General features: G+C 69.6%; 11 protein-coding genes. 4 read left to right on the forward strand and 7 right to left on the reverse strand.

What is annotated here, in order from left to right:
• The 5 genes from AC1DXK_RS11375 to AC1DXK_RS11395 all read right to left on the reverse strand — a co-directional run.
• Positions 1-261, reverse strand: a 261-nt coding sequence (locus AC1DXK_RS11375; protein ID WP_477297793.1) for an aldehyde dehydrogenase family protein, incomplete at its 3' end; no start/stop codon positions are given.
• Positions 261-1,145, reverse strand: coding sequence for an NAD(P)-dependent oxidoreductase (locus AC1DXK_RS11380; RefSeq protein ID WP_457105372.1), 885 nt, complete (start codon positions 1,143-1,145; stop codon positions 261-263). The genes AC1DXK_RS11380 and AC1DXK_RS11375, both read right to left, overlap by 1 nt.
• 101 nt (positions 1,146-1,246) lie before the next feature.
• A complete protein-coding gene (locus AC1DXK_RS11385) occupies positions 1,247-2,158 on the reverse strand; it encodes a LysR family transcriptional regulator (RefSeq protein WP_457105371.1) in 912 nt (303 codons plus the stop codon).
• Positions 2,155-3,393, reverse strand: coding sequence for an amidohydrolase (locus tag AC1DXK_RS11390; RefSeq protein ID WP_457105370.1), 1,239 nt, complete (start codon positions 3,391-3,393; stop codon positions 2,155-2,157). The genes AC1DXK_RS11385 and AC1DXK_RS11390 overlap by 4 nt, the downstream gene beginning before the upstream one ends.
• Before the next feature lie 37 nt (positions 3,394-3,430).
• Complete coding sequence (locus AC1DXK_RS11395) at positions 3,431-3,898, reverse strand: Lrp/AsnC family transcriptional regulator (protein ID WP_457105369.1); 468 nt, start codon at positions 3,896-3,898, stop codon at positions 3,431-3,433.
• Between the two features lie 129 nt (positions 3,899-4,027).
• On the opposite strand from AC1DXK_RS11395, the gene alr reads away from it, so the two are divergent.
• On the forward strand, positions 4,028-5,161 hold the full coding sequence (gene alr, locus AC1DXK_RS11400; RefSeq protein WP_457105368.1) for an alanine racemase: 1,134 nt from the start codon (positions 4,028-4,030) through the stop codon (positions 5,159-5,161).
• An 8-nt stretch (positions 5,162-5,169) separates the two neighbouring features.
• Positions 5,170-6,429 carry a D-amino acid dehydrogenase gene (locus AC1DXK_RS11405; protein WP_457105367.1) on the forward strand — a complete coding sequence of 420 codons (1,260 nt, stop codon included), beginning with the start codon at positions 5,170-5,172 and terminating at the stop codon, positions 6,427-6,429.
• A 44-nt stretch (positions 6,430-6,473) separates the two neighbouring features.
• Here AC1DXK_RS11405 and AC1DXK_RS11410 read toward each other — a convergent pair whose 3' ends face one another.
• On the reverse strand, positions 6,474-7,598 hold the full coding sequence (locus AC1DXK_RS11410; protein WP_457105366.1) for a hypothetical protein: 1,125 nt from the start codon (positions 7,596-7,598) through the stop codon (positions 6,474-6,476).
• Between the two features lie 104 nt (positions 7,599-7,702).
• Complete coding sequence (locus tag AC1DXK_RS11415) at positions 7,703-8,659, reverse strand: antibiotic biosynthesis monooxygenase (RefSeq protein ID WP_457105365.1); 957 nt, start codon at positions 8,657-8,659, stop codon at positions 7,703-7,705.
• Positions 8,660-9,962: 1,303 nt separating this feature from the next.
• Between AC1DXK_RS11415 and AC1DXK_RS11420 the strand changes: the two genes are divergently transcribed.
• Both AC1DXK_RS11420 and AC1DXK_RS11425 read left to right on the forward strand, forming a co-directional pair.
• The gene (locus tag AC1DXK_RS11420; protein ID WP_457105364.1) at positions 9,963-10,445 is read left to right on the forward strand and encodes a nucleoside deaminase; all 483 of its coding nucleotides are present in this window, start codon (positions 9,963-9,965) and stop codon (positions 10,443-10,445) included.
• An 84-nt stretch (positions 10,446-10,529) separates the two neighbouring features.
• A complete protein-coding gene (locus tag AC1DXK_RS11425; RefSeq protein ID WP_477297797.1) occupies positions 10,530-11,933 on the forward strand; it encodes an FAD-binding oxidoreductase in 1,404 nt (467 codons plus the stop codon).
• Positions 11,934-12,034: the final 101 nt, after the last annotated feature.

The following is a 12,034-nucleotide window of genomic DNA, read 5'->3' on the forward strand; positions in this document are numbered from 1 at the left end:
GCCGCGGGCGGCGGCACTCAGGCCCCACCACGCGCGCTGGGCGTCGCGGGCCGCCGCCATGGCGGCTTCGACGACCGACAGCCCGGCATCGGCGAAGCGCGCGAGCACGCCGCCATCGGCGGGGTTGACCAGATCGAGGGCGGCGCCGGTCCCGTCGAGGATCTCGCCGGCCACGACGCTCCCGATGCGGCCGCCCGGCAGCAGGTCGGACAGGAGGGCGGCGACCCGGTCGGCGGCGGGCGAGTGCGGCGTGCCGGACATCAGTGGGCTCCCTTGTGAGCGCGGTAATCGGCCATGCGGGTGAAGTCGGCCGTGTCGGGGATGGTGGCCTGCGTGGCCTGCCAGATCCGCTTCACCTCCGCGGAGAGCGGCAGGTCGATCCCGCATTCGTCGGCGAGTTCGAGGGCGAGGCGCACATCCTTGCGCATCAGGCCGGCCGAGAAGCCGCTGTCGAAGGTGCCGGACTGGACCCAGCGCGGCACCATGACCTCGCTGATCGCGCTGCGGCCGGTGGCGGTGTTGACGACCTTGACGGCCTCCTCGGCCGAGAGGCCCGCCGCCTCGGACAGGCGCAGGGCCTCGCCGGTGGTGACGAGATGTGCCGCCACCAGCAGGTTGTTGACGAGCTTGACGATGTTGCCGGCGCCCGACGGCCCGACATGCGGCGCGCGGGCCGACATGGCCTCCAGGACCGGCCGGGCCAGTTCGTAATCCTCAGCCGCCCCGCCGATCATCATGGTCAGGGTGCCCTCGGCGGCGCCGGACGGGCCGCCGCTCACCGGCGCGTCGAGGAGGGCGTGCCCCGCGGCGGCGAGCCGCTCGGCGAGGCGCCGCGTCGTGCCGGGATCCGAGGTCGAGGTGTCGACGACGACCACCTTCCGGTCGGTCCGGGACAGGAGCCCGCCCTCCGCGGTGACCACCGCCTCCACGTCCCGCGCCAGCGGCAGCGAGAAGACGAGGGCGTCGGCCCGGCGGAGCACATCGGTGAGGACGTCGAGCGTGGTCACGCCGGCCGCCTCGGCGGCGGGGCGCCGGACCGGGTCGAGGTCGTAGCCCAGGACCGTGAAGCCCTTGCGGGCCAGGGTCGCGGCCATGCCCAGACCCATGTTGCCGAGCCCGACCACGCCTACCATTGTGATGATCATGCCGATCCGTCCTCACGAAGCGGCACGATAGTTCCGGCAAACGAGCGTTGCGACAACAATCGATTTCTGCACGATCCGTGCGGAAATTGAGCACACTCGCGTCAGGCGGGGGGCGGACGGAACGCCACCATGTGGTCGGCCAGCCAGCCGAGCAGCCGGGCCGCGCCCTCGGGCAGCCGCCGTCCGCCACGGATGACGAGATGCGCGCTCGCCTCCGACAGGATGGTGTCGCGCAGTGGCACTGCGTCGAGCACCCCGTCGCGCAGCTCGGCCGCGACCACGAAGCGGGGCAGGAAGGCGACGCCCATGGCCGCCATCACGAAGCGGCGATGCATCTCGAAGGAAGCGGTCTCCAGCCGCGGCACCAGCCGGAAGCCACCATCCGCCTCGACGCGGCCGATCAGCTGGCGCACGCCGTGGTCGGGCGGCAGGAGGGCGGCGGGCTCGGTGGCGAAGCTGCGCAGGGCCACAGGCGCCCCCCCGCCGGCCAGGGGGTGCCTCTTCGGCAGGACGGCGAGCAGGGGCTGCCGTGCGGAGACGACACCGCGGACATCCGGATGCGCAGGCGGATTGTAGACGAGGCCGAGATCGGCCTCGCCCCGGGCGATCGCCGCGAGGATCCCGTCGGTGGTGCCGATCTCGACCTGATAGGCGATGCCCGGATGCTCCTGGGCGAAGCCCGCCAGGGCGTTGTCGAGGAGGTCGATCAGGAAGCCGGCGCCGCAGCGCAGGCTGATCGTACCCCGTTGCACCCCGCGCAGGCGCTTAAGCTGGTCCTCCAGCACCGCCGCCTCGTCGGCCTGGCGCTGCGCGTGCTCGGCGACCAGACGGCCGGCCTCGGTGGGGACCACGCCCCGGGGCAGGCGCTCGAGCAGGGTCTCGCCGACCTGCGCCTCCAGCTCGATGATCTGCCGGCTCACCGCCGAGGCGGCGACGTTCAGGACCTCTGCGGCGGCCCGGACCGAGCCGGCGCGCACCACGGCGAGGAGGTAGCGGAGGGCGCGGTCGTTCACGGCAGAGGCACCGTACCCGCGGCGCGCCGATCGACCGCGACGGCGCCCCGCGCCACGACGAGCACCGGTTCCTGGCGCTCCACGATCACCTGCGGCACGCGCTCGGCGTCGAAGGCGATCAGGTCGGCCCGGGCGCCCGGCGCCACCATGCCCGGCCCCAGGCCGAGCACCCGCGCCGGGACGGTGGTGATGGGCTTGAGGAGCGCCGCGAGATCCGCGTCGGTGCGGAGATCGAACCGGTAGGCGGCGAGCTGGGCGCGGTGGATCATGCCGGTCACCGTGGCGGGGTTCCAGCAATCGCGGACGTTGTCGGTGCCGAAGCAGACCGGGACGCCGAGTTCCCGCAGCCGCGGGATCGGCGGGCAGCGCCGCCCGCCCGGCACGCTTGTGAGGATCGCGACGCGGGCCCGGTTCAGGGCCTCCGCGATCCGACCGAGCTGCCGGTCATCGGCCTCCGACAGCGCGAAGGCGTGGCTGATCGTGACCCGCCCGCCGAGCCCGGCCGCCGCCGTGCGGGCCGCGATCGCCGCGATCGTGTCGAGACCGGCCGCGCCGCCGTCGTGGAGATGGATGTCGATGCCCCGGCCGTGGCGCTCGGCCAGGGCGAAGACGATGTCCAGGGGGCCGTCGCGGTCCCCGTCGATGCCGACGGGATCGAGGCCGCCGACGAGGTCGGCGCCCATCCGCAGGGCCGTGTCCAGGTCGCCCGCGACGGTCGGGCATCCCAGGATCCCGCTCTGCGGGAAGGCGACGATCTGGATCTGCAGCCGGTCGGACCAGCGCGTCCGCAGGTCGAGGATCTGGGCGAGATGGTCGAGGCGCGTGACGTCGTCGATGTCGACATGGGTGCGCAGGCTCGTCGTGCCGCCGCGGAGCATGCGTTCGAGCAGCGCCTCGGCCCCCTGCTCGGCCAGCGGGATCCGCGTGGCCCGGCGGAACGCCTTCTCGTCCGCGATGATCGCGCGGACCGACCCTGCCGCCGCGTGCGGGCGCCACGGGAGGCCGAGCTGGCACTTGTCGAGGTGGACGTGGCCATCGGACAGACCCGGCAGCACCAGGGCGCCGCCGAGGTCGATCGTACGGGCGGCGGGGGGCAGCGGCGCGCCGGGATCCCGCAGGGCAGCCACGCGGCCGTCCCGGATGTCGATGCTCGTCCGGTGGCCCTCGGCGAGCGTGGCGTCGCTGAGGCGCAGGTCGCACGGTGCGCCCGCGTCGGGTTCGTGGGTCGACGTCATGCAGGGCCTCCTCTCGCATCCGCGTGCGCGCCGGCCATCAGAGCGGCCGGCCCGATGCCACGACGGTCCGGATGGCGAAGCTCGATTGCAGCCGGGCCACCCCCGGCAGGCGCGACAGGACATCCTTGTGCAGCCGCTCGTAATCGGCCGCGTCGATCACCTTGAGCTTCACCAAGTAATCGGCCGACCCGGTCATCAGATAGCAATCCTGGACCTCGGGACAGCGGCGGACGGCCGCCTCGAACCGGTTGAGGTAATCCTCGGTCTGGCGGTCCAGGGTGAATTGGGTGAGGACCACGAGGCCCGGTCCGTCGACGCCGCCGCCGATCAGCGCGGTGTAGCCCCGGATGATCCCGGATTCCTCCAGCAGCCGCACGCGGCGATGGCAGGCCGAGGCGGACAGGCCCACCGCGGCGGCGAGGTCGGCGTTGGTGATCCGGCCGTCGCCGCGCAGGGCCTGGACGATGCGGCGGTCGATCTCATCCACGCGCGACTCGCAGAACATTCGAAATAGCCGCAGAAATTTGCACGGCCAAGCTCAAAACTCAAACGGCTTCGACAGCACGCACGCTCGTTCGACGATCCTTCGTGTAGCCTCCTGGCGCTGGATCCGAGTGCCGTCCCGAGGGTCGCCATGAGCATGATCGATCGCGATCTCCGACCCGATGCGAGCCCGGCCGGGACGGCCTCCGCACACCTCATCATCGATCTCGCGGCCGTCGCGGAGAATTACCGCCGCCTCGCCGCGCGGGCCGGGACGGCGACCTGCGCGGCCGTCGTCAAGGCGGACGCCTACGGGCTCGGCGCCGACCGGGTCGCGCCGGTCCTGGCCGCCGCCGGCTGCCGGCACTTCTTCGTCGCCCAGGTCGGCGAGGGCGTGACCCTCCGGTCTATCCTCGGACCCGGGGCGGTGATCGCCGTGCTCAACGGCGCCGCACCGGGCAGCGAGGCGACCTGCGCGGCTCACGACCTCGTTCCCGTCCTGAACGACGCGTCCCAGCGCGACGGATGGCAGGGGCTGGCGCGGCGTCTCGATCGGCGCCTGCCCGCGATCCTCCAGATCGACACCGGCATGGCCCGCTTCGGCTTCGCGCCGGACGAGGCCTGCGCGCTCGTCGACCGGCCGGATACCTTCGCCGGTCTCGACCTGAGGCTGGTGATGAGCCACCTCGCCTGCGCGGGCGAGCCGGACAGCCCCGTCAACGCGGCGCAGCGCGCCGCCTTCCAGGCCGTCCGGCAGCGCCTGCCGGGCGTGCCGGCGAGCCTCGCGGCCTCGTCCGGGATCTTCCTCGGACGGGAGTTCCATTTCGACCTGGTGCGCCCCGGTGCCGCCCTCTACGGGATCGCTCCGCAGACGGGCACGCCCAATCCGATGCGGCCTGTGATCGGTCTGCGGGCGCGGGTGATGCAGACGCGCAGCGTCCCGGCGGGAACACCCGTGGGGTACGGGCATGCCGCCACCGTCGGCCGGGACAGCCGCCTCGCGACAATCGCGATCGGCTACGCGGACGGGTTCTTCCGCAGCACGGCGGGCGGCGCGGCGTGGTTCGGCGGCACGCGCCTGCCCGTGGTCGGGCGGGTCTCGATGGACAGCCTCGTCCTCGACGTCACCGACGTCGCGCCCGGCACCCTCGGGCCGGGGGCGCTCGTCGACATCATCGGCCCGGAGCGCGACGTCGACGCCGTCGCGGCGGCGGCCGGCACGATCGGCTACGAGGTCCTGACCAACCTCGGCCACCGCTTCCACCGCATCTATCTCGGAGCCTGAGGTCCGCCATGCACGTCATCATCCTCGGCGGCGGCGTCGTCGGCGTCACATCGGCCTATTACCTCGCGCGGGCCGGCCATCAGGTCACGGTGCTGGAGCGCCAGCCCGGCGCCGGCCTGGAGACCAGCTTCGCCAATGCCGGCCAGGTCTCTCCGGGCTACGCGGCGCCCTGGGCGGCCCCCGGCATCCCCGTGAAGGCGCTCAAGTGGCTGCTGATGCGGCACCGGCCCCTGGTGCTCTGGCCGCGGCTGGAGCCCCGCCTCTACGGGTGGCTCACGCGGATGCTCGCCAACTGCACCGAGGAGGCCTACCGGCGCAACAAGGGCCGCATGGTCCGCCTCGCCGAATACAGCCGCGACGTGCTGCGCGATCTGCGCACCGAGACGGGCATCGCCTACGACCACCGGGAGAAGGGCACGCTCCAGCTCTTCCGGACGCAGAAGCAGCTCGACCATGTCGGCGACGACACCCGCGTCCTCGATGCCTACGGCGTGCCCTACACGGTCCTGGATCCGGCCGGCTGCATCGCCGCCGAGCCGGCGCTCGACGCCGTAAGCGGCGTCTTTGTCGGCGGCCTGCGGCTGCCGGGCGACGAGACCGGCGACGCGCACCTGTTCACCCAGCGCCTCGCCACGCTCTGCGAGGGGCTCGGCGTGAGCTTCCGCTACGGGACGTCGATCGCGCGCCTCCACCATGACGGCGACCGGGTGACGGCGGTCGAGACCGCCGACGGTCAGCTTCTGCGGGCGGAGGCCTACGTGGCGGCGCTGGGCAGCTACACGCCCGCCCTGCTGCGCCCCCTCGGGATCGCCCTGCCGGTCTACCCGGTGAAGGGCTATTCCCTGACCCTGCCCGTCACCGACGCAGCCGCCGCGCCTGTCTCGACGGTCATGGACGAGACCTACAAGGTCGCGATTACCCGGCTCGGCGACCGCATCCGCGTCGGCGGCACGGCCGAACTCGCCGGCTTCAGCAGCGCCCTGCGCCTGCCGCGCCGCGAGACCCTCGCGCGCTCGGTGCAGGACCTGTTCCCCGCGGGCGGCGACCTCGACCGCGCCGCGTTCTGGACCGGCCTGCGGCCGATGACGCCGGACGGCACGCCGATCGTCGGCGGGACGCGGATCGCGAACCTGTTCACCAACACCGGCCACGGCACGCTGGGCTGGACCATGGCCTGCGGCTCGGGCCGCCTGCTCGCCGACCTCGTGTCCGGCCGGGCTCCGGAGATCGCGAGCGACGATCTGGCGCTCGAGCGCTACGCCGCGTGAGGCGCGCCGGGTGACGTCCGCAGGCGATCGCGGGAGGGCGGGGCCTATTTCAGGTGATAGGCGATGCCGGCGATGAGGGCCTTCTCCTCGGTGTTGATCGTACGCCGCGGATCGGCGCCGAACTTGTTGCGCCAATACTGGAACCCGGCGAATACCTCGACCCGGTTGGGTGTTTCGGCAAGCAGTTGCCCGACATCCAGGACGAGGTTCGTCTGCGAGACGAACTCCAGTTGCGTGTCGTTCTGGTTGATCGTGCCGTAACGGCCCTTGGGCAGCACGATGGTGTTGAAGCCGGAGAGGGAGAGCGGCAGCCCCGTGAACGGCAGCGGGATCGTGTAGGTGATCTCGAATTCCGGGGTCATTTTGAATTCGACGCTGCGAAAGTGCGCGTAGTCGAAGCCCGGCACGGCGCCGTTCCCGGGAATCCCGGGGGACGGCCCGCTTCCCGCGAAACCATTGCGCGAGAAGTCCTTGTAGCCTTGGACCTTCAGGTTCACGAACCCGGCGGGCACGTCGAAGGCGAAGCTCAGACCGAAGGTGCCGGCCCGCTTCTCGGCATCGAAATACGTGTTCTTGGTGTTGATGTCGGCCCCGAAGGACAGGCCGACGTCCTTGACGAAGCCGGGGATCGCGAAGGTTTCAGTTGCGAAGATCTTGTTGAAGCTCAAGACACCCCGGTAGATCAGATAGACCTCGGTGGCGCCGTAATCCTTGAACGGACGCTGCTTGTCGCCCGCCGGATCCTGGGACCCGGATTTGAGGATATCGAGGGAGATGAGGTTGGTCCCGTAGGCCCACGCGTTGGCGTGGAACAGGTTGACGACGGTCTTGGGCACCGCGCGCGGCGCGAATGAGCCCTGCGCCGTGCCGTCGGGACGCCGTACGAAGAGACCGGGCTCCGCCGACGGCCCCTGAAACCGATAGCTCACCACCGTGTCGGAGAAGCTGAAGGACGAAGGCGGTGGCGCCGCCATCGCCGTCGCGGCCGCGAAGGGGACTTCGGCCTCCCGGCGATCCGAGGTCGCCGGCGCCGTCGGCCGGCTCGTGTCGGAGCCCCGGGTGGTGTCCGGCTCCGTCGCCGGTGCGGCCCGAGCGGCTCCGGTCAGCCCGGACGCCCCGCACAGCGCGCTCATGAGACCCGCAAGGATCAGCGGCCGCAGACGCGTCACCGTCAGGAGCGTCCCGCCCCATTCCGAAGCTCCGCGTCCTGCCGGGCGGACGACGCGGTGACGTGCGGACCGGGGAGGTCGCGCCGGTCCCTGCATGAGGCCGGTCAAAGCAGCTTCCAGAACACGAGGATCATGATCGCGTAGGCGGCGATCAGCAGCGCGGCGCCCTGCAGATTGACCTGCGTCCGGCGCGCCGGATCCGGCGTCAGCCACCAGCCCAGCCGCTTGGCCGTCCAGGGCACCATCTGCGCGGTGAGCAGCACGCTGAACACGTTGCCGATGAACAGTGCCACCGGGAAATCCACCTTCAGGATCCCGGCGAGGATCGGCGTGCCGACCAGGACGCCCCACAGGAACACGGTTGGGTACAGGGTCAGCACCACGATCATGTTCATCTTCCACGCCGCGGGCGCCCCCTCCCCCGCCGGGGCGACGTTGCGGAACCATTGTTCGAAGCCGCTCTGGACCGTTCGGGTGTGGAACTCCGCGGTCAACGGGGCCGCTTCCGCGACCAGGGTCTGCCGCTCCGGCGAGTCCATCCAGATCCGCAGATTCGCCTCGCTGTCGAAGCGCAGGATCGCGACGTGATCCTCCTGCACCCCCGGCACGGCCGGCTCGAACCGGTAGCCCTGCATCCCGGGCGCCTTCGACTGCGCCGCGGCGATCTTCTGCTCCCACTTCAGATAGGCCGCCTCCATGCCGGGCTTCACGCGGGTGCTGATCACCGCGCTGACCGGCGACGTCCGCGACGCGTCGCCGTCGTCCTTGACGATATGGACGTCGTCGCGGCCCACGAGCATCGGGGTGGCGCCCTGGATCCGGGCCTGCCGCTCCGGAGAGGCCAGCCACGCCTTCGCCTGCTCGAGGCTGTGGAACCGCTGGAGGATCACCCAATCCACTTGCAGCGGCGGCCGCGGCGGGATCACCTGCTGCTCGATGAAGCCCGGAAAGGCCGCGACGACCGTGCCGGTGTCGGTCTGCCATCGGGCGAAGGCATCCGCGCTCTCGGGCCGGATGGTCGTCTGCGTCACGATGCTGACGGACGTTGTGGCACCGCTCATGACCCGACGCGCTTCCGTTGCCCGGCCGACTGCGCGCGCCTTCTTATGGAGCGACGGAGGCCCGCAAGTCCTGCACCGTGCCGTCGTCCCCCGCACGCACCGCGTCGCGCAGGGACGATGCCGTCACGCCGCCCCGCTTGAGCACCCGAACCGACGCCGCCTTCTGCAAGCCGTGCGATCGGTTCGGGAAGCCCGGTATCGGGTCGGAGGCAGACTTTCACGGGCCTGCCGCTCCGGATTCCGCCAGGCGCAACAGCCGAAGATTGATCTTGTATCGTGCACCCGCCGTTCAACCGGCGGCGCCATGTGACCGGCCCATATCAACGCGACCGGCTCGTTCGAAGTCAAGACGCCCCGACCGAATGGAAATATTTCGATTGTAACTACAATACGTATCACTCGACGCGCGTTCTTTCATGTTTGTCCTGCGCAGCCCATTCAACGTTGGCGATCGGGCGGTAGAACTCCCGGATCTTTCTGTCCTCGGCTGGTCTGGACTCCGCCGGCCTGGGACGGAACGACAACAAAAACCGGAGCCTCGTTCACAGAGCGCCGTTCCCGATCGCGTTGGGATAGGAGGCATGGCGCGGCTGTCTCGACCGGGGTCGCCGTCCGTCCAAACCGTTGCAATACCTTCGGTAACGGCTCTAGCACCGAAGCGGGAGGCCTGCCCGGATGCACGCACGGCCTGATTGTCGGCGCCCTGCGGCGGCGCATGCGTGGCACCGTCGGCGCAGCAGTATCGCCGGCGGCGGAGGACGCGATCGGCACAGAAAATATTTCTTGTCCCTGCGTCTCCGACCAACCGCGATCGGACGTACCGTTCGCGCGTGCCGCTCTCAAGAGGCGGCGGATCTATTGCAAGACCCGGCATTCCGACGAAGTTATGCGGCTGTTTTGCGCCGCTTTACTAAGTCCAGGAACATTTACAATCGTATTACCACCGATTGCCTGGTGACGTTGACGCGACATCGAAAGCGATGTTTCTTCAATCAGTAGTCCGGACACGGCCGCTCTTTACTGGCCGAGACGGACGCGCGTCGGGGAAAGCGAGGTTTCACAGCGTGACGATCCGCTCTGCACGCACCACCTCGCTGATCGGACGCACGAGCCGCCGGCGGCCCGGCATCCTTCGGAACCCGCGCGCTCCGCGTGAGGCGCGCGACGGCCGGCGCCGATCGTCAGATACGCCATCCTGCCGGAACACAAGAGCGCTGATCGTGATGCGCGAAGTCTAAGCTCGCTCGATATCCGCCGCTCATAACCCGTCCAAACATACGCTTCCGTTGAACCAGAGGATCCGATGACTGACAAACACGAAAAATTCATGGCCCGGGCGATCGCGCTGTCGGAGAAGACCTCGCTGGTCGACAGTGCCGGCGGCGTGTTCGGCTGCGTGATCGTTCAAGACGGCGAGATCATCGCGGAGGGCGCCAATCGCGTCGTCGCCGAGAACGATCCGACGTGGCACGGGGAGATCGAGGCCATTCGCAAGGCCTGCAAGGCGCAGGGCAGCTTCAAGCTCCGGGACGCGACGCTCTATACGAGCGCCGAGCCCTGCCCGATGTGCATGGCGGCCGCCTACTGGGCCGGCATCAAGAACGTCTACTACGCCGCACAGGTCGAGGATGCGCTGGAATATGGCGGCTTCGATGACAGCATGATCTATGCCGAACTCAAGAAGGATGTCGCCGAGCGTTCGATCCCGACCCAGCAGATCATGCGGGAAGAGGCCGTCGAGGTGTGGAAGAAGTATTCCCAGAAGAAGGACCGCGTCCCATATTGAGGACCGGCCCGGGGAATCGCTCGCTCTTTTACGCCCGCTCAGGCAATCCCGCCCGGGCGGGCCACTGATGTGACGTGCCGGATCATGACTGCTGAGAACCTGAGGACGGCCTGCAAAGGTCCGGTGATCGCCTCGGACGAGGCCGGATTTCCCGAAGCCCTCCACGGAAACCTGTGGAACAGGCTGATCCCCGATCGGGCGCCGCAGCTGATCGTGAAAGCGGCCGACGAAGATGACATCATCGCCGCCATCACCTTCGCCCGCGCGAACGGGCTGAAGGTGGTCGTCCGTGGCGGCGGCCACAACTGGTGTCAGCCGACCCTGCGTAACGGCGGCATCCTGATCGACCTCGCGAGCCTCGACAAGATCATCTCGATCGACGTGGAAAATCGCCGGGCCGTCATCCAACCCATCGTGAGCAATCGCGCGATCCAGAAGGCTCTCAATGCCCACGGGCTCGCCTTCCCAACCGGACACTGCCCGCAGGTCAAGGCAAGCGGCTATTTCCTGGGCGGCGGCATGGCCTGGAACCCGACGGTCTGGGGATATGGCGCCGAGAGCCTGGAGGCGATCGAACTGGTCACCGCCGAGGGTGCCCTGATCAGGGCGAGTGAAACCGAGAACGCGGATTTCTTCTGGGCCGCCCGGGGCGCAGGCTCGGGATTCTTCGGCGTCGTCACCAAATATTATCTCAAGCTACATGCGCTGCCCAAAGCGATACAGGGCAGTGAATATTTCYATCGTCTCGAGGATGCACCGGCCGTCGGCACGTGGCTCGGCGAGGCGGCAGCGCGCATCGCCCCCAGCGTCGAACTGAGCCAGTTCCTCGTCAAAGCGCCCCCCGCGCTCGCGGCCGACCAGAACGGTTGGGTCTGCATGGTCACTGCAACCGCGTTCGAGGAGAATCCGGAAGCGGCACGAACCGCCCTGCAGCCGCTGGATGACGCCCCGGTCAAGCCGCTGTCGCGCTCGGGGCCGACGCCCCTCGATTTCGAGCAGCTCTTCGATGCCTCCGGAGCCCTGTTCCCGGAGGGGGTCCGATCCAGGGTCGAGGCGACCTATTCCAATCACAGTCCCGGCGCGGTGATGGCGGCCATCCAGTCCCTCTGGCGGTCGGCGCCTTCGGAGACCTCGGTGTTCCTGCTGACGATCTTCTGCGGTCCCAACGTTCCGGGTCCGCAGAGAGACATGGCCCGGTCCATCACCTCCCGGATCTACGGCGGCCCCTGGACGATGTGGCGGGATCCGCACACCGACGAGGCCAATGCCGCATGGCACCGCGAGTTGATCGCCGTCCTGAAGCCGTTCAACATCGGCTACTACATCGGCGAAACGAACACGGTCGAACAGCCCGACATCGTCGCCCAGGCGTTCACGCCCGAGAAATGGCAGCGGCTGTGCGACCTGCGCGACAGGTATGATCCGGACCGGGTGTTCTTCGATTACTTCGACGGTCTGGCCGGCGGGTCGGATCGAGGCGCCCGCTAACGTCGGATCCGTGTGACGCCCGCGGCGCGGGTCGACGGTCCCGCGGCCTCGACCGCCGCCAGAACGATCGCCTTGATCCAGCACAACGCGCAGGTCCGGAC

Source organism: Methylobacterium sp. P3_A11 (genome assembly GCF_056403155.1).

What these genes read in the sequence shown, in the direction of transcription:
- AC1DXK_RS11380 (WP_457105372.1), bottom strand. Translation starts at nt 1,145, where the DNA reads ATGATCATCACAATGGTAGGCGTGGTCGGGCTCGGCAACATGGGTCTG.
- AC1DXK_RS11390 (WP_457105370.1), bottom strand. Translation starts at nt 3,393, where the DNA reads ATGACGTCGACCCACGAACCCGACGCGGGCGCACCGTGCGACCTGCGC.
- AC1DXK_RS11395 (WP_457105369.1), bottom strand. Translation starts at nt 3,898, where the DNA reads ATGTTCTGCGAGTCGCGCGTGGATGAGATCGACCGCCGCATCGTCCAG.
- alr (WP_457105368.1), top strand. Translation starts at nt 4,028, where the DNA reads ATGAGCATGATCGATCGCGATCTCCGACCCGATGCGAGCCCGGCCGGG.
- AC1DXK_RS11405 (WP_457105367.1), top strand. Translation starts at nt 5,170, where the DNA reads ATGCACGTCATCATCCTCGGCGGCGGCGTCGTCGGCGTCACATCGGCC.
- AC1DXK_RS11415 (WP_457105365.1), bottom strand. Translation starts at nt 8,659, where the DNA reads ATGAGCGGTGCCACAACGTCCGTCAGCATCGTGACGCAGACGACCATC.
- AC1DXK_RS11420 (WP_457105364.1), top strand. Translation starts at nt 9,963, where the DNA reads ATGACTGACAAACACGAAAAATTCATGGCCCGGGCGATCGCGCTGTCG.